The organism is Enterococcus sp. VV15 (assembly GCF_005236045.1).
GTDB classification, from domain to species: Bacteria; Bacillota; Bacilli; order Lactobacillales; family Enterococcaceae; genus Enterococcus_B; species Enterococcus_B durans.
Map to the genome: position 1 here is coordinate 1 of NZ_QPTY01000015.1, position 18,228 is coordinate 18,228.

An 18,228-nucleotide genomic window follows, 5' to 3' on the forward strand; every position below is an offset into this window, starting at 1 on the left:
GAAAATATATTAAGTTTGATCAATGAGAGACCGGTAAAACATTGTATAGTATTTTACACAGGATTATGGACTTGACTAAATACATCTTTGGTTGGATGTATTTTCCTTGTATCTCTTTTATACTAAAGTCAAACTTACAAAACTGTTTGACTTTTGTCATTTAAAATAGTGGCGCAAAGGCTTACTTTTAAAGTAAAGTAGTAGTATAAAGAAAAGTATCGGAGGAGTTGATAGACGATGAATGTTGCAGTATCACGAAAATTGATTAATTTTATCTCGATCGTTGGATTGGGAATTTCGATTGCTTTAACCATTTACTTCATCAATTTAGGTGTATTCAAAGATTTGGATTCTTTAAGAGGTTTAGTCGGCGATTCAATCATTTCAGGCCCGATCATTTTCATCTTGATCCAGATTTTGCAAGTTGTCATTCCTATCATTCCTGGTGGGATCAGCACTGCTGCTGGTGTGTTGATCTTTGGCCCATATGCCGGTTTTATTTATAACTACGTAGGGATCTGTATTGGCTCCATTATCATTTTCCTCTTAGGAAGACGCTATGGAAAACCATTCATTCTTTCAATGATCAGTGATAAAACATACAATAAATATATTGGCTGGCTGGATAACCAAAACCGGTTTGAAAAATTGTTTGCTTTAGCTATCTTCTTACCGGTCGCTCCAGACGATGCGCTATGCTTGATGGCAGGGTTAACCAATATCTCAGTTAAAAAGTTTACATGGATCATCCTTTTAGCAAAACCACTATCAATTTTCTTATATAGTATGGCTTTGATTTATGGTGGTCATTTCTTGACTGGTTTATTTGGATAAATCGATAGTGAATGTGCGAGTATCACGTAAACAACATTACGTGGTACTCTCATTTTTTTGAATATACGCTATAATATTGGCGAGTAGGTGATTGAATGTTAATGTATTTGAAAAGAAGTTTAGGAAATGCTTGGGACTTTCTTAAAGGGACTCAGGCCTATTTTCGTGATGTTCTGATTATGCACGGATTTATTTTATTTATTTGTTTGCCCTTATTAGGGAGCACCACACGTTTCATTTTACGTCGTGGAGCGATTGATTATCTGTCTAGTGACAACATTACCATCATTATTTCGCAGCATCCAGGAGTGTTACTTTCTTTGATTGCTGTACTATTGACGATACTATTGCTAGTATATTTTGAATTTACTTTTTTATTGATGAGCGTTTATTTCATCAAAAAACAGGTTCCTGTTTCATTGAAGCAATTATTGGAACTAACTTTTTTTCAATTGAAAAAGATCCGTCCACTGACTTTTCTATTTTTTCTCGCTTATTTTTTACTGATTTTACCCATCAGCGGGTTGAGTTTTAATTCCGATCTACTTTCTAAAGTAAAGATACCTGCTTTTATTATGGACTTTATTTTTACTAATCGTTGGATCGTAGTTAGTACCTTTATTATTTTCTATTTGCTTTTGGCATATATCGGCATCCGCTTGATTTTTGCCCTTCCCGAAATGATTTTACGAGATCGCCCGTTCAAACAAGCGGTAAAAGAAAGTTGGTTGCTCACAAAAGCAAGATTTTTTGCGATATTGGGGCAGTTCATTGTTATTGGTGGCAGTATTTTACTTTTATCGACTGCGGGTTATCTACTGATTATCACTTTGCAAATAATCGTAGAAGAATTTCTACCTGATTATTCCTTGATAAGTGCTGTTTTTGCAATGTCTGTTCTTCAAGGCGTATTGTTGTTCAATATCGTGATGTCAACTGTTGGGATCTTCTACATCATCGTTGATTTCATGGATGATGAAGGATTCCTACCTGATATTCCTAAATGGTTCACACCTCAACCAGCAACTGAGAACTATTCGTTAGTAAAAAACACTGGGATTATTCTGTTTGCTGTATTTTTCGGTATCGGTGTTTGCCTATACAATATGGATTATCTTACCTCTGCCGCGCAAACTCGACCAATAACTGTTTCTCACCGTGGGGTTAGTGGGAATAATAGTGCGCAAAATACACTGGCAGCTTTGGAAAAGACGAACGCCGCATATCATCCTGACTATGTCGAAATGGACGTTCAAGAAACAAAAGATGGACAATTCGTGGTGATGCACGATTTCAACCTACGACAATTGACTGGCGTGGATAAAGCACCGCAAGATTTGACATTGAAAGAACTCGAAAAATTAACGGTTAAGGAAAATGGTGTGGAAGAACCGGTCGTCTCCTTTGATGATTATCTAAAAAAGGCCGATGAACTGAACCAGAAACTTCTCATCGAGATCAAAAATTCAAAAAAAGATTCGAAAGATGTCATTACTCGTTTTGTTACAAAATATGAAAAACATATTTTAGAAAAAAAACATATTTTACAAAGTTTAACTTATCAAACTGTTTCTGATTTGAAAAAAGCTAATCCAAATTTTTATGTAGGATATATTTTACCTTTCAATATTGTTGGTCCTCCAGTCACACCGGCTGATTTCCTTACGATGGAATACAGTACAATCAATCGAAATTTTATTGATTCTGCCCATCAAGATGGAAAAAAAGTATATGTATGGACAATCAATGATTCAGATGCGATTAGCCGAATGATGTTTTATGGCGTTGATGGTATCATTACAGATAGAATGGACCTGTTGAATGAGAATGTTAAGATAACCGATGAAGAAATCACTTACTCTGACAAATTATTGAACTTTGTCTTGGGTGTAGGATAAAAAAAGAATGTGGAACAAATCTAAAAATCAGGTTTGCTACAGACTCTCAAATAAACGGCGTCCAAAAGTCAGGTTTCCAATTTCTCAAACCTACATGACTTTTGTCTCGACCTCTTTTTTAAACAAACGATAAAAGAAGAATCCCAAAATCATCCCTAATTTAAGAATTGATTTGGAAATTCTTCTTTTATTTCTTAAAGTAAACTATTTCCCACATAATCACTTTTTAAACTTCTTTTGATCCTTTTACTGCTCGGACAATCGCTAATATTGCAGGTATAGCAGAAATAACCGCTAAAATAATCCCTAATTTACTTGAACTTTTTCTTTTTTGCATGGTTTTTCGCTCCCTTCTCTCTTAATTTCATTATAGTGAAGTTTACAAAATTACTCAAAAAAATTGTTTATGATACCAATTCCGTTTCACCTACTGAATACATATCACAAAACTTAACTAGTAACCTATACTTTCTGTCATAAATGACTGAACGATCTCTTTGATCGTAACGCTCAACATAAATAACAGCTGTATTCGTATATGTACATTCAACGTAACCGATAACTTCGTAATTTGTACCAATTGGTTTGCATATGTATGACTTACCTATTTCTATTTTGCTCATCAGATTATCACCTTTCAGTTATTCTTTTCTTAGATTTATAATAACAAAAAACAAACAGCTTGAAAACGTTTTATTTTATTTTCCATTAAGAACATCTGATTTTATATAGAGAGACGTAATATGAAAGATAACTCACTCAACTAGTGACTTTTACAAAGTGACGTTATTGTTTGATATTGTAAGCTTCTTGTTCGTGTTATTTACTTGCTAGTCTTATAGAATAAGAATAAGGAGGGCTTTTCTATGATTTATATCCAGGCCGCTATTTTTATCATTTTAATCATCTGTTTACTAATTGGGTTAACTGAAAATTGATACTCACAGTCTTAAATAGCAATTAATTGCTAAAAAAAATAAGAGGTGCTAAACTTGTAATAGATAGGAAAGTTTAACAGAAAATTACTCTATCTATTTACATTAAAAATAAAAGGGAGGAAAGTATATGACATTTACAAAAACGAACATGAAGTATCGTGTTGCATTTGATACAACAACGAACCAATTTATGGCTATCGATGCTTCTAATGAAAAAAATGTTGCATTTGGCGTAACAATTGAACAAGCTGTCCGAGCATTGAACGAATCTAAATAAGGAGTGACTCATTTCTAATGGTAGAAGCCAACTCGGAATCTAATAAACAATAAAAGACGTTTGCATGATATTCAGGCAAACGTCTTTTGTTGTTTATTTTTTTACATTCTTTGCTTTTTTCCACTGTACCCTACTCATCCCTAGAAATATCAAAACGATCGCAGTCTGCATGATAGGCACTCCAGCACCTGTATAGACACTTAAAAAGTACTCTTTTTGTTCTGGCGAATAAGAACAGAACCATGAAACTCCAAATAAAAACAGGAATTGCGTCAGAACTAACCCTAAAAAAATCACCAAAATTGAACAATAAAGTTTTTTATCCTTTTTCGCATGGAAGACTCCAATCGCTAAAAACAGGCTGCTTACTAGAGAAAAGATAAGAATCACACCACTGGTCTTCTGATAAAGTGTAATGAAGATTGTAGCTATTTTTGCTGGTCTCGACAGAACCAAGACCGGTGTGTGCGGGTCTTCACTATTGATCCAATTATTTAATAGAGGGACTCGCAATAATTTTTGTGCTTGCTCTACTTCATCATGTGTACCAAAGCTGTAATTTCCTCCTTGATGGAAGTCTTTGTAAAAAAGATTGTAGGAATATGCTGTTTTAAAAAAGTCGAGCAGTACGGGAACATCACTTGCTATCTTTCCATCTCCAGTTCCCATTAAATAGAACTCTTTCTTTTTCTTCAATTCTCCCGTCTCATATGCTTTTGCTAATTCCTCGTTCACTTTTTTCCAAAAATCATTTGTTTGTTTCGCATTATTATGATAATATCCAGATTCACTGATCACGTCTCTTAATGCCCAAAAAATGATATCTCCTTTTAATTCCTTCACTTTTCCTGCTTCCGTCCAAGCATGCGTAGTATACAATTCATTGATTCGATCAGCTTCTTTTGAAAAAGTTGGCGAAGCCGCCACTGCTTTATTTAGTGCTTCATGTGATACCCAAATCCGACTATTTTTTTCATTTATATCTGTTCCATCATCTAAACGGATCAGATTTTTCATTACTTGCGCAAATTCGCCACTGGAACGGTCATTTAGTGTATTTAGCCCATATAATTCCTCATTCTTATGTCCTAAGAATTGTGACGTTAACATGAAAGTCACTGCAGGAAGTACAAATAAACACAGCTTTCCTACTTTTTGTTTATTGATTTTCAACTGGGCTGTCATCAGTTTTTTCTCTTTTTTTATTTTAAAATCTGGTCCTATAATTATTTGTATAAAACTGATCAATAATGCCATTACAACAAATGGAACCAACCAAATGGAGTCCTCGCGTATAAACCAGTAAAAAGGAAAAATAATGGCTAGTATAGTGATCCACGGTAAAATACTTTTGATGGAGCGATATTTTCTAAAATAGATAGCTAATAAGCAAGCAACTATCACTGTCACTGACGGGATAACAATTGCATTTCGATAGATCCGAGTAGAATATTCAGTTGTAAAACTAATCGGTGAAAACAAGAAATAGAGATAGATAATAAGTAAGTACCTTCGATTTTTAGCAATGGGTCGTAAACTTAATGCCATCAAGAAACTCGCAAGAACATTGAAACTTCCAAATAGTATCGAGTATGGAAGATGCAATTTATTTGCTAAAGCTAGAAACAAACTGTAAGAAATCCCTTTTGAAAGAGTTTTCGAATCGTAATCTCCTAACCAATTCCCTTTTAACAAATTTTGTGCATGATGAATAAACAGCTGATCGTCATACACCGCTGTCATATCGATACTGTATGTTGCTTTATAATATAAGTAAAGACGAAACAATGTAAGTATAATGGCAGTTCCTAGAATAAAGTAAATTGCTTTGCCTTTGCAATAAGTAAGTGCTGCTTGTATTTTCTTCATTGATCAAATCCTTTCCTTCGGTTTACCTCACCTTTTATTCTCCTATTGAGAAAATCATTTTTTACCTGATTCAACATCGTCACCCCTTGATTTGTTCTCAAAATAATTATATCAAAAATAAACTGACAACAATGCAACTTTATGGAAATTTATGTACTTGTTCGCTAAATGAATCTCTGTGATACAGTCCATTAAACCAATCATTGCGTCTGTGATAGGCTATTATTTTTTGAATTTCTTTAAAAGGACAAGTCATTACCTCCCCTCTTTCGGTTAGTCTATTTTCAATGATCAGTTACCTACTATCTACAAATAAAAGATTGATCAATTAATATTCTGAATACAAAGTACTGCATCCATAATACTTATTAAATCAATATGCCGGAAAATAAATAACAAATGTGTTTTATCGATGATCTATTATACTTTTACTATAAAAAATCTCTATAATAAATAAAAATTACTTATTAATTCTAATTAATTAAAGAAAAAATCTTTATTTTCCTGCAAAAAAACGTTCTCATTTTTTAAAATGAAAAAATAAGCATAAAATTATTTGCTGTTTTTTTACAAAATTAATGATAAAATTACAAATACAATAATTAAATTATTGAAGATAAAATTACAATTTCGAACAGGAATTTCATGACATTTTCACAGTATAGTTACATTTTTCTATTCTTAAATAGTTATATCATTCGATAATAATTTAAGTGTGTAGCTTGGTGGGGAAAGTCAAATGCACTTATTATTTAGGTCTATTGCATTCTACCTTAAAATGAAAGCGAAATAATTTTTTTAGGAGGAACTAATGGGTAATTTTTTCGTGTTAATTGGATTTATTGGTTTTTGTTGGGGAATAAGTGGATTGATTAAATCTTTTCATAAAAAGAAAACGAGAAAAAGACCACTACTAATTCTTGGAGCTGCATTCATAGTAATGGCGATTGGTTTTGCTAATGTTCAACCTTCAAACAGCGCATCTAGCTCTGAAGTAAAAATACAGTCCGAAAAAAAGGTTGAAACAAAAAAAGAAAAGCAAGGAAATAACCGCAAAGCTCAAGAAGAAAAACAAAAACAAGAAGATGAGCGCAAAGCTCAAGAGGAAAGGCAAAAACAAGAAGAAATCAATCAAAAAACAATAGATGCTACGAATAAATTAGCTCAAGCTGAGGCTAGCCCAACTAATGAAAATTATCAAGCTGCTTTGACTGCCATTCAGGCTATTCCAAACGGAAATCAAGACTTGTCTAATCGTTTAGTAGTTGTTGATTCAACTATCAAAGCAAACGAGGCAGCTGAACAGCAGAGACAACAGCAAGCGGCGGCTCAAGCACAACAACAAAATAACGAACAAGTTGTTTATATCGCTCCTGATCATGGGACTAAATACCATCTTAATCCAAATTGCTCAGGTTTGAACAATGCAAATTCTGTAGTTTCTATGCCGTTAAGTGAGGCACTTGCCAAAGGCTATACTTTATGCAAAAGGGGCTAGTTAAAAATTTTCAAGGTAACACCCAATTATTCTTTATAAATACTGCAAATAGGTTAGCTAGCTGCTAGCCTATTTTTTATATTTCAATGTCTTCTTTAATCATGAATTTGGCTCTGATCTTCTGATAATCTGAGTATTTTTCTACCCACGTACCCATGCTGCTAAGCATATAGTTCTACTACACCATGTTATAGACTTTTAGAAGAACTAAAAGTCTTGTTGGAACATACGTAGCAACACTGATACACATGCCTCTTCTCTTGTAAACGAAAAAGTAATTAAACAAGCCATCTCCTTGAAGAATCAAGTGAAAGCAGTAGCAAAGCACTCATTGATTTCCATACAAAAAAGACAGTCATTAAAGGACTGTCTTTTTGCTTGTAGTACTAAATATAAAATGATACAAACATGTTTCTATCACTGATTTTTTAAATCTAGCGAGAAATCCTTATCTTACAGGCGTTCGTTCAATTCTTTAGCAAGGTCTTCAAAGCCTGGTTTGCCTAGAAGCGCGAACATGTTTTTCTTATAAGCTTCAACACCTGGTTGGTCAAATGGATTGATGCCATTTAGGTAACCTGAGATACCTACAGCAATTTCAAAGAAGTACATTGTGTAACCTAATGTGTAAGCATCCATTTCTGGAATTTTAACTAATAAGTTTGGCACGTCACCATCAGTATGCGCTAGTAATGTTCCTTCGAAAGCTTTTGTATTTACAAAATCAACTTCTTTTCCTTGTAAGTAGCCTAATCCATCTAGATCTTCTGCTTGTTCAGGAATTGTGATTGATTTACGAGGTTTTTCCACTTTAACGATCGTTTCAAAGATATTACGACGACCTTCTTGGATATATTGACCTAATGAGTGTAAGTCAGTAGAGAAGTTGGCACTTGAAGGATAAATACCTTTTTGGTCTTTTCCTTCTGATTCGCCGTATAATTGTTTCCACCATTCTGAGAAGTATTGCATTCCTGGTTCGTAGTTGATCAGTAATTCTGTTACTTTGCCTTTGCGGTAAAGGATATTACGCATTGCAGCGTATTGATAAGCTTCGTTTTCTTCAAGTTTGTCACTTGAGTATGCTTTACTTGCATCGGCAGCACCTTGCATCAATGCATCGATATCTGCTCCGCTAACTGCGATTGGTAATAAACCTACAGCAGTCAATACAGAGAAACGTCCGCCAATGTCATCAGGAATAACAAATGTTTGCCATCCTTCTGCATCTGCTTCTACTTTAACAGCACCTTTTGCTTTATCAGTTGTAGCGTAAATACGTTTGTTTGCTTCTTCTTGTCCGTATTTTTTAACAAGTAATTCTTTAAAGACACGGAAGGCAATCGCTGGTTCAGTAGTTGTTCCAGATTTTGAAATAACGTTAACTGAGAAATCACGATCTCCGATTACTTCGATCAAGTCAGAAATATACGTCGAACTGATTGAATTTCCGGCAAAGAAGATTTGAGGTGCTTGACGTTTGTCCTCATCTAATAGATTGTAGAATGTGTGATTCAAGAAATCGATCGCAGCACGGGCACCTAGATATGAACCACCAATACCGATAACTACTAATACTTCAGAATCAGATTGAATTTTTTTAGCTGCTTCTTTGATACGCGCAAATTCTTCTTTGTCATAATTCGTAGGTAGGTCGATCCAACCACGGAAGTCGCTTCCTGCACCTGTACCCTCACGTAATACTTTGTCAGCCATTGATACTTGGCTTTGCATGTAACCTAACTCATGTTCATTGACAAATGGTGCAACTTTTGAATAATCAAAATGAATATGTGCCATTTTTTTATTCCTCCTTAAAAGATCAATATACAGGTTATACTTTACGTTTTTTTTTACAATTTTTCAAGCAAATAAGTAATTTGAGGTTAATATTTCCAAGAAATTTTCAATTATTACACCAAACCTTGGGCATACATTACTTTTGCGACTTTTTCAAAACCTGCGACATTTGCACCTAATAAAAGATTTTTTTCATTGCCATATTCCGCAGCAGTCTTACGACAAGTTTGATAAATCGTCTGCATGATCTCATCTAATTGCTGATCGACTTTTTCACTTTCCCACGATAATCGTTGTGAATTTTGGCTCATTTCTAGTGCTGAAACAGCAACTCCACCGGCATTTGCTGCTTTTCCTGGACAGTACCAGACATTCGCTTGTTCAAAGACAGAAACAGCATCAAATGTACATGGCATGTTTGCTCCTTCTGCTACGATCGTTACCCCATTTTCTACTAAATTGTGGGCGAGATCTTCAGTGATTTCATTTTGTGTTGCACAAGGAAGAGCGATTTCTCCTTTTTCCTTTAATGTCCAAACAGAAGCATCCGCATGATAGACAGCAGATTGGCGCACTTTAGCATATTCCGTCAATCTCTGACGTTTTTCTTCCTTGATTTCTTTCAATAAAGAGAGATCTATCCCTTCTGGATCGTAAATATAGCCACTTGAATCAGAGCATGTAACTACTTTACCACCTAGTTCATGTACTTTTTCTATCGCATAAATAGCGACATTCCCACTACCAGAAACAAAAACTGTTTTATTTTCGAATGAATCGTTTTCTGCATGTAAGAGATGTTTGACATAATAAACTAGCCCGTAGCCAGTTGCTTCTGTACGAATCTTACTTCCCCAGAAATCAAGCGGTTTACCTGTCAAAACACCAGCATCGTATTGTTTTAATCGTTTATATTCTCCAAACAAGTAGCCGATTTCTCTTGCGCCTACTCCGATATCTCCAGCAGGAACATCGATAGAAGGTCCGATATGTTTCGACAATTCTAGCATGAAACTTTGACAAAAGCGCATGATTTCATCATCCGATTTTCCTTTAGGATCGAAATCACTTCCGCCTTTTCCGCCACCGATTGGCAAACCAGTCAAACTATTTTTGAAAATCTGTTCAAATGCAAGAAACTTTAAAATACTTAAATTGACACTTGGATGAAATCTCAACCCGCCCTTATAAGGTCCGATAGCTGAATTGTATTGGATTCGATACCCACGATTCACTTGCCAGTTTCCTTCGTCATCTTGCCATGGTACTCGAAATTGAATGATTCTTTCTGGTTCGGTCAGTATACCCAAGATGTTACGATTGATGTATTCAGGGTGTTTCTCTAAAAACTTGGTAGCTGATGGCATAAACTCATCAATTGCCTGCAAAAATTCTTCTTGTCCATTGTCTTGATGATGAAGTTTTTCTTGAATCAATCGTACATACTCTGTTGCATTTGTCATCGTTTCACTCTCCTTTTATGATCTTCTTACATTTTAGCTTATTTACCCTCGTTCCTCAAAACATTTTCTGCTTTCTTTCCTCGAAATATGCTACACTTTCTTTGAGGTGAGAAAATGGAAATGACGTACGATGTAATTGTTGTTGGTGCAGGTACGAGCGGCATGATGGCTGCTATCAGTGCTGCAGAACATGATGCAAAAGTACTTTTGATTGAGAAAAACAAAAAGGCTGGAAAAAAATTATTAATGACCGGCGGTGGCAGATGTAATGTCACGAATAACCGTCCTGTTGAGGATTTGATTGCACATATCCCTGGAAACGGTAAATTTTTATATAGTACCTTTTCTCAATGGAATAACTTTGACATCATGGAATTCTTTGAATCCCAAGGTGTGCATTTAAAAGAAGAAGACCACGGGAGAATGTTTCCTGTGACAAATAAATCAAAAACAATCATTGAAGCATTGCTTCATCGATTAAAGGAACTGGGCGTCACGATGTTATTTGGGGCACGTGTAGAAAAGTTAGTCCATCGAGATGGGAAAATTTATGGTGTACGGACTGAATTTGAAGAATTCAATTCACCGTGTGTTATTTTGACCACTGGCGGACGGACATATCCTTCCACCGGTTCTACAGGAGATGGCTATAAAATCCTGAAAAAAGTTGGGCATACCATTACGCCACTTTACGCAACGGAATCCCCGCTGATTTCAGAAGAACCATTTATCACAGATAAGTCATTACAAGGACTTTCTCTACAAGATATTTCTCTAAGTGTTCTGAATAGTAAAGGAAAAGTAGTGACCGAACATGTGATGGATCTGCTCTTCACTCATTTTGGTATTTCTGGGCCTGCTGCTCTTCGATGCTCCAGTTTTATCAATCAAGAACTGAAAAAAACAGAGAAACCTGTTACTGTAGTATTAGATTGTTTTCCTACACGTTCAGCGCAAGAATTAACGAGTGAACTGACACAAAAAAGCAAGCAATCGAAAAAAACTTTAGCAAATGCTTGGCATGGATTTTTACCAGAAAGACTACTTCTCTTTTTCTTAGAAAAAAGTCAGCTAACAGATCAACTAGGTTTGCACACGACTGAAAAAGAGATTCAGGCTTTCATACAGCTTTGTAAGTCTTTCACTTTCAAAATCAGTAAGACTTTCCCGATTGAAAAATCGTTTGTCACTGGTGGCGGAGTCTCCCTTAAGGAAGTTAATCCAAAAACTTTAGAAAGTAAATTGCTCCAAGGTTTATTTTTTGCAGGAGAACTACTAGATGTCAATGGATACACAGGAGGATTCAACATTACCGCAGCTTTTGCAACTGGACATGTTGCTGGAATGAATGCCGCATTTTTGCGCTAAATGAATATAGAGAAATCAAAAAACAGACCAAGATAATTTGGTCTGTTTTTTATGGTTGTTATTGCTTTTCTTTAGAGGATAAGATCTGCAAACTTCCCATTCGTCAACGTACAGATTGCATCTGGTGCTAGTTCCATTTGAAGTCCGCGCTTGCCAGCTGAAATAATGATCGTTTCATGAGTCTGAGCTGTTTTTTCTAAATAAGTGGGAAATAATTTTTTCATTCCAATAGGCGAACAGCCGCCACGGATATAACCTGTTGTTGCTTCTAGATCTCTTAAGTGAAGCATCTCAACCTTTTTGTTTCCCGATTCCTTAGCTAGTTTTTTTAGATCAAGTTCGTTGTTTCCCGGTATGACCGCTACTAATGGGCCTGTCTTGTTACCAACAGCCACAAGCGTTTTATAGATTCGATCCTCACCATCAGAAAGTTTTTCAGCCACAGCAGCAGCACTCAAATGGTTTTCATCCCACTCATACTCATGCTCTGTGTAAGGGATTTTCTTTTGTTCTACCAAGCGAATTGCGTTGGTTTTTTGTTTCTTTTTTGCCACATTCTCACCTTCAAATTCTATTCTCGCCATTTAAAGTCGTTAGGATCTGCTTTAGCTCCTTGATTGGAATTTGTCCTGGAGCAGAAGCTTTTTCGGTTGTTAAAGCGCCAAATGTCATGACTGATCCAGTTAAATGCCCCGATAAACGAGTGACCATCCCAAGTTCGCTCATGGACATCGTGATCAATGGCATAGAAACAAACGCACCCGCTCGTCTTGTCAATTCCATCAACCGTAATACATCTCGCTCATTATTGGGCATAACTGCAAGCTTTCCAAAATCTGCACCAAAGTGTTCCATCATATTCAAACGATACAATAAAACTGGGTCAGCCGGAGTTTCTTTAAAGTCATGACTGCTGATGATCATTGGTATTCCTAGACTCTTGATTTCTTCCAACAAACCTTTTTCGAGACTTTCAATTTTAAATAATTCTAAATCGACCATGTCGATCAGCCCTGTATGAATAATTGCTTGGTATAAATCATGGTATTCTCGGATCGATATGTCTTGCTTTCCTCCCTCTTCCACAGTTCGAAAGGTAAAAAGCAATGGCAAGCCATCCAGCATTTCTTGTAGGAGTACTAATGTCTCAATCACTTGCTCCTGTTGAAATACGTCTTTGTAACAATCTACACGCCATTCAACTAGATCTGCCCCTGCTTCTTTAGCAAGTATCGCTTCACGTAAAAGTTCTTCACGTGTTTCGCCAGTCATGGGAGCACAAATTTTAGGTTGTCCTGTGCCTATAGTAAGTTTTTTAACTTGGGCCATATTCTAACCCTCCTTCTTATTTCCTGATCTGATAGATAAATACCTTTAGATAATCTCCTTCTGGAAAGGCGTCGATGGTTTGAAAATCCTGCGGCAAGTGATAGTGCCCTATTTGTTCAAATTTGACATTTGCTGAGATGAATTCTTCTTCGATCATCTCTCTGAATTGCTCAGTACTCACGTTCGCTGCATTTGTTGAAGCTATCAGCTGTCCATTATTTGTCAAGATGTCGAGACTGTCTTTTACTAACTCGCCATAATTTTTTGCCACTCGAAAAACTTTTTTCTTATTTCTAGCAAAACTTGGTGGGTCTAGTACGATTAAATCATAAGTCATCTTTTTTCGTTTTGCGTATTTAAAGTATTCAAATACGTCCATAACAATAATCTTTTGTGCCGCAACATCTAGTCCATTCACTTCGAATTGTTCCTGTGTTTTTTTCAAACTACGCTTCGCTAGATCCACACTCGTTGTTTCTAGAGCACCGCCCATCGCTGCAGCAACTGAAAACGCACCTGTGTAACTAAACATATTTAAAACCGTTTTTCCTAAAGCTAATCCATCGATCAAAGTACCTCTAATCTCTTTTTGGTCCAAAAAGATGCCTGTCATGAGTCCTTCATTTAGATAAGTTGCGTAACGCACGCCATTTTCTTTGATCACTAAAGGCTCTGGCGCTTCTTTTCCAAAAATAAAGCTACTTTCCGGTAACTCATTGTTTTCGAAGCGGATTTTTTCATAAGCACCTTGGATTTCTGGATACACTTGTTGAAACGCAGCAACTATTAATTGACGGTAAGTATAAAGAGTCTCATTGTACCAAGAAAAAACAGCAAAGCGATCATAATAATCAATGATGAGTCCGCCAATCCCGTCTCCTTCACCGTTAAACAAACGAAAAGCGTTCGTTTGTTCATCCGATAAAAAAGAAGCACGTTTTTCTTTTGATTCTAAAAATTTTCTTTCAAAAAAGGATTGATCGAATAGTTCGTTTTTTCGACTTAAGACCCAACCAATTCCTTTATTCTGTTTTCCTAAATACCCTTTAGCTAAAAAGTTTCCCTGCTGATCGACTAACTCGATCCATTCCGTTGTTTCTCCACAATTTTGGGCTAGATCTTCTTTTTGGATCAGTGGGTATCCTTTTTTTATACGATTTCCAGCTTTTTTCTTTATTTGTACTTTCATGGACTCACCTACTTTAACTTTTTCATTCCTCAGTATACCAAAAATCAGGTCTTCTGTCTTAGTGCTAGCGTTCACAAAATATAAAGAAATCCTTAATCAGGCATGAAAGCGTTTGGTTTCGATTGACACTTATTTTTCATACTAGTAGAATAAAGGGGAATATATAAAATGAGGAATATTAGCTTCACAACACTCAGAAAATTTTTGAGTGCGGAAAGGAAGATAGATGTTGAAACGAATAAAAACGCCCAAATTTTTGAATAAAAGGCTTGGATTTTTTTCTTTATTAGCTATTTTATTATGGCTAAAAACAATTTTTGCCTACTTATTTGATTTTCACTTGGGCATAGAAAGCGGGATACAATATTTTATATTGTTCATCAACCCGATTGCCACAACTTTACTGTTATTAGGGATCGCACTATACGTGAGACGGACAAAGGCTTCTTATATCACTATGATGGTCATTTATTTTCTTTTGACCCTCCTCCTTTTCTCTAATGTGACTTATTATCGTGAATTTACCGATTTTATCACGATCAATACGATTCTAGGTGCAGGAAAAGTAGCAAGTGGTTTAGGAGAAAGTGCCATCCGTTTGTTCAGACCTTACGATATCCTTTATTGGATCGATTTTGTGGTCATCGCTGTATTGCTGATCACTAAAAAAATCAAGATGGACCCACAACCTATCCGTGCAAGAATGGCCTTTGCCATTTCGACTTTAGCAGTCATGATTTTTTCTGGTAACCTCTTCTTAGCAGAAGCAGATCGCCCAGAATTACTCACTCGTACATTTTCACGCGACTATCTTGTCAAATATCTAGGTCTGAATGCTTTCATGGTTTATGACGGTGTTCAAACGTACCAAACAAACCAAGTCCGTGCAGAAGCTAGTCCGAATGACATGAAACAGGTAGAAAGCTATGTCAAAGAGCACTACGCTCAACCAAATGAGGATATGTTCGGTATCGCCAAAGGCAGAAATGTCATCTATATCCATTTGGAAAGCTTCCAACAATTTTTACTGGATTATAAGTTAAAAGATGAAAATGGTGTCGAACATGAAGTTACACCATTCCTTAATAGCTTATATCACAGTAATAGCACATTTAGTTTCGATAATTTTTTCCATCAAGTCAAAGCAGGTAAAACAAGTGATGCTGAAACACTGATGGAAAATTCATTATTTGGATTAAATCAAGGTTCCTTGTTTACCCAACTGGGTGGCAAAAATACCTTCCAAGCAGCTCCTGATATTTTGAGTCAAACACAAGGTTATACAAGTGCAGCCTTCCATGGTAATGCTGGGACATTCTGGAATCGGAATGAAACATATAAAAACTTGGGATATGATTATTTCTTTGATGCTTCTTACTATGATGTCAATGATGATAATTCATTCCAATATGGCTTGCATGACAAACCATTTTTCCAACAATCTGTACAATATCTAGAACATCTGCAACAACCGTTCTATTCAAAATTTATTGCCGTATCGAATCACTATCCTTATTCGAAATTCACGAATGATGAAGGTGGGTTCCCGTTAGCTTCTACAAATGATGAAACGATCAATGGCTATTTTGCAACTGCAAATTATCTAGATACAGCTGTTGAGGAATTCTTTAATTATTTGAAAGCAAGCGGTCTTTACGACAATTCAGTGATCGTGTTATACGGTGACCACTATGGTATTTCTAATTCAAGAAATAAATCATTAGCTGAGCTTGTTGGCAAAACAAGTGATACTTGGAGCAATTACGACAATGCCCAAATGCAGCGGGTGCCTTACATGATCCATGTACCAGGACAAACCAATGGTGGCATCAATCATACTTACGGTGGTCAAGTCGATGCACTTCCTACTCTGCTCCACCTTCTAGGGGTAGATACAAAGAATTATATCCAATTGGGACAAGACCTGTTCTCTAAAAATCATGAGCAACTTGTTGCTTTCCGGGATGGCGATTTTGTTACACCTAAATATACGTTCTATGGTGGCACGATATATGATAACAACACAGGTGAAGCAATTACTGAGCCAAGCCAAGAAGTACAAAATGAGATTGATGCACTGAAAGAAAAAGTAAACAAACAATTGGCTGTTTCTGATCAAATCAATAATGGCGATTTACTCCGCTTCTCTACGGACACCGGTTTAAAACCAATCGAAGCTACTGATTTTGATTATAAGAAACAACTTGAACAATTGACCGAAAAAGAAAAAGCACTTGGCGATAAATCAACAAGTGTCTTCAGTAAAAACAATAATCAATCAACAAAAAATCTCTACGAAACAAAGACATACCAACAATTACACGGTACACCTTCCACTGAATCATCAGAACCAGCAGAAACAGATAAATAGCACTAAAAGCAAGCTCGATCTATTGGGCTTGCTTTTTTTATCAAAAAATGGAATTCGTTATTTCACTATACGAATTTCATAATTTATTCATATTCATTTTTTATAATTGATTAGAGGTGAAAAAAGATGCGAATTATTCGGTATTCAACAGCTCGTTTAGTCTACTATAAAAAACAGACGATATTTCATTGTCTTTTTTCAAGTATCGCTGCCTTTTTATTGATGCTTGCCTGTAACCTTTACCATGTACAAACGACTATCTATAGTCAAGTACAGGAACGTCTCAATTTTTTAGATATTACCGCAGTAAAAGCAAACTTGCCCTCAATCGTTACGATAAGACAATTCTATTTGAAAGTTATTGTCATACTATTGACTATATTTTCTGTGATGTTCATTTTTTTCTTTCAACGATCGCTTCGTCAGGATAGTCAAGAATTGATCAACTGGCGTTTAGCTGGACTATCTAAAGGAAAAATTTTTCTTTTTATTGCCTGGCAATTGATGTTGCCTCTATTGATTTGTTGTACGGTCTTGTTACTATGGATCGTGCTCTTCCAACGTTCTTACCAAGAAATGATTCAACAAATCAACTTTCTCTGTTTGAAATTCTTTGATATGCCAGATATCCATTCTTTAGCAACTACATCAAAATTAGCTATTCCAATGGATCAACAAACATTCTTCAAGATTGATTTTGTGAATGATCTTTTTCTTATTGACACATTAAAAGGATTTTACCAAACAGTTCTTATGCTGGCAGGTACCAGTATGACCTTGAGTATTCTCCAATTTTCTATATTTTATCATCGGTTAAAAAAGGAAGGATGATTTTTTTTGACACCATTTGATCGTACCCTTTCCAACGGTAAACTCACTGCGATACTCTATCAAAAGAGTGACCACAACAATCTTGAAATTTTGAAGGAACTAAAAAAGCAAGTTTTTCTTACAAGTAAAAATGAACCTCTACTTGTTCAGAAAGATTGGCCATTGTTCCCTTATTTAAAAGTTAAAGATCAAGTACTCTTGAACATTCCCGAAAATAAGCAGTCTCGTTTGATGTTCCAAGAAGAACTAAATCTAGACTCGTTTTTACTAGATCAAGAGCCAGATGATCTTACTCTTTTTGAAAAGATCAAATTACAATTATTACATGCTTTATTAGCAAAAAAACAGCAAATCATTCTAGAAGATTTTTTTGATCTATTAACTGTTGCCGAAACTCAAGAACTGCTTGATTTACTTGAACGTCTAGTCAAAAAGCAAAACGTAGCACTATTACTTCTTACACATGATGAGACGATTGCTCGCAGTCAATACGTAGATTCTTTACAAGATAAATAAAAAGAATGTGGACAAATCTAAAAAACAGGTTTGCTACAAACTCTCGA

15 protein-coding genes are annotated in these 18,228 nt (G+C 35.7%); 8 read left to right on the forward strand and 7 right to left on the reverse strand.

Translation table 11 applies throughout. The features are described from left to right. Positions 1-237 precede the first annotated feature (237 nt). Both DVW83_RS07020 and DVW83_RS07025 read left to right on the forward strand, forming a co-directional pair. Positions 238-834 carry a TVP38/TMEM64 family protein gene (locus tag DVW83_RS07020; RefSeq protein ID WP_104661053.1) on the forward strand — a complete coding sequence of 199 codons (597 nt, stop codon included), beginning with the start codon at positions 238-240 and terminating at the stop codon, positions 832-834. Positions 835-929: 95 nt separating this feature from the next. After that, entirely contained in the window at positions 930-2,732 is a 1,803-nt protein-coding gene (locus tag DVW83_RS07025) for a glycerophosphoryl diester phosphodiesterase membrane domain-containing protein (protein ID WP_104661052.1), read from the forward strand. A gap of 404 nt (positions 2,733-3,136) precedes the next feature. Here DVW83_RS07025 and DVW83_RS15955 read toward each other — a convergent pair whose 3' ends face one another. Continuing rightward, positions 3,137-3,355: a hypothetical protein gene (locus DVW83_RS15955; protein WP_104661051.1), complete on the reverse strand. Its 219-nt coding sequence runs from the start codon at positions 3,353-3,355 to the stop codon at positions 3,137-3,139. A 442-nt stretch (positions 3,356-3,797) separates the two neighbouring features. Between DVW83_RS15955 and DVW83_RS15215 the strand changes: the two genes are divergently transcribed. Continuing rightward, entirely contained in the window at positions 3,798-3,947 is a 150-nt protein-coding gene (locus DVW83_RS15215) for a hypothetical protein (RefSeq protein WP_005879449.1), read from the forward strand. Positions 3,948-4,040: 93 nt separating this feature from the next. On the opposite strand, the gene DVW83_RS07035 is transcribed toward DVW83_RS15215, so the two are convergent. Continuing rightward, positions 4,041-5,816, reverse strand: coding sequence for a glucosyltransferase (locus tag DVW83_RS07035; RefSeq protein ID WP_104661050.1), 1,776 nt, complete (start codon positions 5,814-5,816; stop codon positions 4,041-4,043). Between the two features lie 811 nt (positions 5,817-6,627). Between DVW83_RS07035 and DVW83_RS07040 the strand changes: the two genes are divergently transcribed. Continuing rightward, entirely contained in the window at positions 6,628-7,314 is a 687-nt protein-coding gene (locus tag DVW83_RS07040; protein WP_104661049.1) for a hypothetical protein, read from the forward strand. Positions 7,315-7,767: 453 nt separating this feature from the next. Here DVW83_RS07040 and DVW83_RS07045 read toward each other — a convergent pair whose 3' ends face one another. Together DVW83_RS07045 and gdhA are read right to left on the reverse strand one after the other, a co-directional pair. Further along, the gene (locus DVW83_RS07045) at positions 7,768-9,114 is read right to left on the reverse strand and encodes a glucose-6-phosphate isomerase (RefSeq protein ID WP_104661048.1); all 1,347 of its coding nucleotides are present in this window, start codon (positions 9,112-9,114) and stop codon (positions 7,768-7,770) included. 113 nt (positions 9,115-9,227) lie between these two features. After that, positions 9,228-10,577 (reverse strand): NADP-specific glutamate dehydrogenase, encoded by a 1,350-nt coding sequence (gene gdhA / locus DVW83_RS07050; RefSeq protein ID WP_104661047.1) that lies wholly within the window; start codon positions 10,575-10,577, stop codon positions 9,228-9,230. 114 nt (positions 10,578-10,691) lie between these two features. On the opposite strand from gdhA, the gene DVW83_RS07055 reads away from it, so the two are divergent. Then, entirely contained in the window at positions 10,692-11,945 is a 1,254-nt protein-coding gene (locus DVW83_RS07055; RefSeq protein WP_104661046.1) for an NAD(P)/FAD-dependent oxidoreductase, read from the forward strand. A 71-nt stretch (positions 11,946-12,016) separates the two neighbouring features. Here DVW83_RS07055 and ybaK read toward each other — a convergent pair whose 3' ends face one another. From ybaK to DVW83_RS07070, 3 genes are read right to left on the reverse strand one after another with little or no spacing between them, the layout of a single operon-like run. Beyond that, complete coding sequence (gene ybaK / locus DVW83_RS07060) at positions 12,017-12,499, reverse strand: Cys-tRNA(Pro) deacylase (RefSeq protein WP_174784264.1); 483 nt, start codon at positions 12,497-12,499, stop codon at positions 12,017-12,019. A gap of 10 nt (positions 12,500-12,509) precedes the next feature. Further along, positions 12,510-13,274, reverse strand: a complete 765-nt coding sequence (gene aroD, locus DVW83_RS07065; RefSeq protein WP_104661044.1) for a type I 3-dehydroquinate dehydratase — start codon at positions 13,272-13,274, stop codon at positions 12,510-12,512. A 16-nt stretch (positions 13,275-13,290) separates the two neighbouring features. Further along, entirely contained in the window at positions 13,291-14,463 is a 1,173-nt protein-coding gene (locus tag DVW83_RS07070) for a class I SAM-dependent rRNA methyltransferase (protein WP_104661043.1), read from the reverse strand. A gap of 229 nt (positions 14,464-14,692) precedes the next feature. Here DVW83_RS07070 and DVW83_RS07075 point away from each other — a divergent pair, with 229 nt between their 5' ends. From DVW83_RS07075 to DVW83_RS07085, 3 genes are all read left to right on the forward strand, one after another. Then, a complete protein-coding gene (locus DVW83_RS07075) occupies positions 14,693-16,834 on the forward strand; it encodes an LTA synthase family protein (protein WP_104661087.1) in 2,142 nt (713 codons plus the stop codon). Between the two features lie 126 nt (positions 16,835-16,960). Next, positions 16,961-17,665 (forward strand): hypothetical protein, encoded by a 705-nt coding sequence (locus tag DVW83_RS07080; RefSeq protein ID WP_137239177.1) that lies wholly within the window; start codon positions 16,961-16,963, stop codon positions 17,663-17,665. Positions 17,666-17,671: 6 nt separating this feature from the next. Then, positions 17,672-18,181, forward strand: coding sequence for a hypothetical protein (locus tag DVW83_RS07085; protein ID WP_104661041.1), 510 nt, complete (start codon positions 17,672-17,674; stop codon positions 18,179-18,181). Positions 18,182-18,228 lie beyond the last annotated feature (47 nt).

Excerpts from the sequence above, each read along its gene's own strand:
- DVW83_RS07080 (WP_137239177.1), top strand. The coding sequence starts at position 16,961 with ATGCGAATTATTCGGTATTCAACAGCTCGTTTAGTCTACTATAAAAAA.
- DVW83_RS07070 (WP_104661043.1), bottom strand. The coding sequence starts at position 14,463 with ATGAAAGTACAAATAAAGAAAAAAGCTGGAAATCGTATAAAAAAAGGA.
- DVW83_RS07020 (WP_104661053.1), top strand. The coding sequence starts at position 238 with ATGAATGTTGCAGTATCACGAAAATTGATTAATTTTATCTCGATCGTT.
- DVW83_RS07040 (WP_104661049.1), top strand. The coding sequence starts at position 6,628 with ATGGGTAATTTTTTCGTGTTAATTGGATTTATTGGTTTTTGTTGGGGA.
- DVW83_RS15955 (WP_104661051.1), bottom strand. The coding sequence starts at position 3,355 with ATGAGCAAAATAGAAATAGGTAAGTCATACATATGCAAACCAATTGGT.
- DVW83_RS07025 (WP_104661052.1), top strand. The coding sequence starts at position 930 with ATGTTAATGTATTTGAAAAGAAGTTTAGGAAATGCTTGGGACTTTCTT.
- gdhA (WP_104661047.1), bottom strand. The coding sequence starts at position 10,577 with ATGACAAATGCAACAGAGTATGTACGATTGATTCAAGAAAAACTTCAT.
- DVW83_RS07045 (WP_104661048.1), bottom strand. The coding sequence starts at position 9,114 with ATGGCACATATTCATTTTGATTATTCAAAAGTTGCACCATTTGTCAAT.
- DVW83_RS07035 (WP_104661050.1), bottom strand. The coding sequence starts at position 5,816 with ATGAAGAAAATACAAGCAGCACTTACTTATTGCAAAGGCAAAGCAATT.
- aroD (WP_104661044.1), bottom strand. The coding sequence starts at position 13,274 with ATGGCCCAAGTTAAAAAACTTACTATAGGCACAGGACAACCTAAAATT.
- DVW83_RS07055 (WP_104661046.1), top strand. The coding sequence starts at position 10,692 with ATGGAAATGACGTACGATGTAATTGTTGTTGGTGCAGGTACGAGCGGC.
- DVW83_RS15215 (WP_005879449.1), top strand. The coding sequence starts at position 3,798 with ATGACATTTACAAAAACGAACATGAAGTATCGTGTTGCATTTGATACA.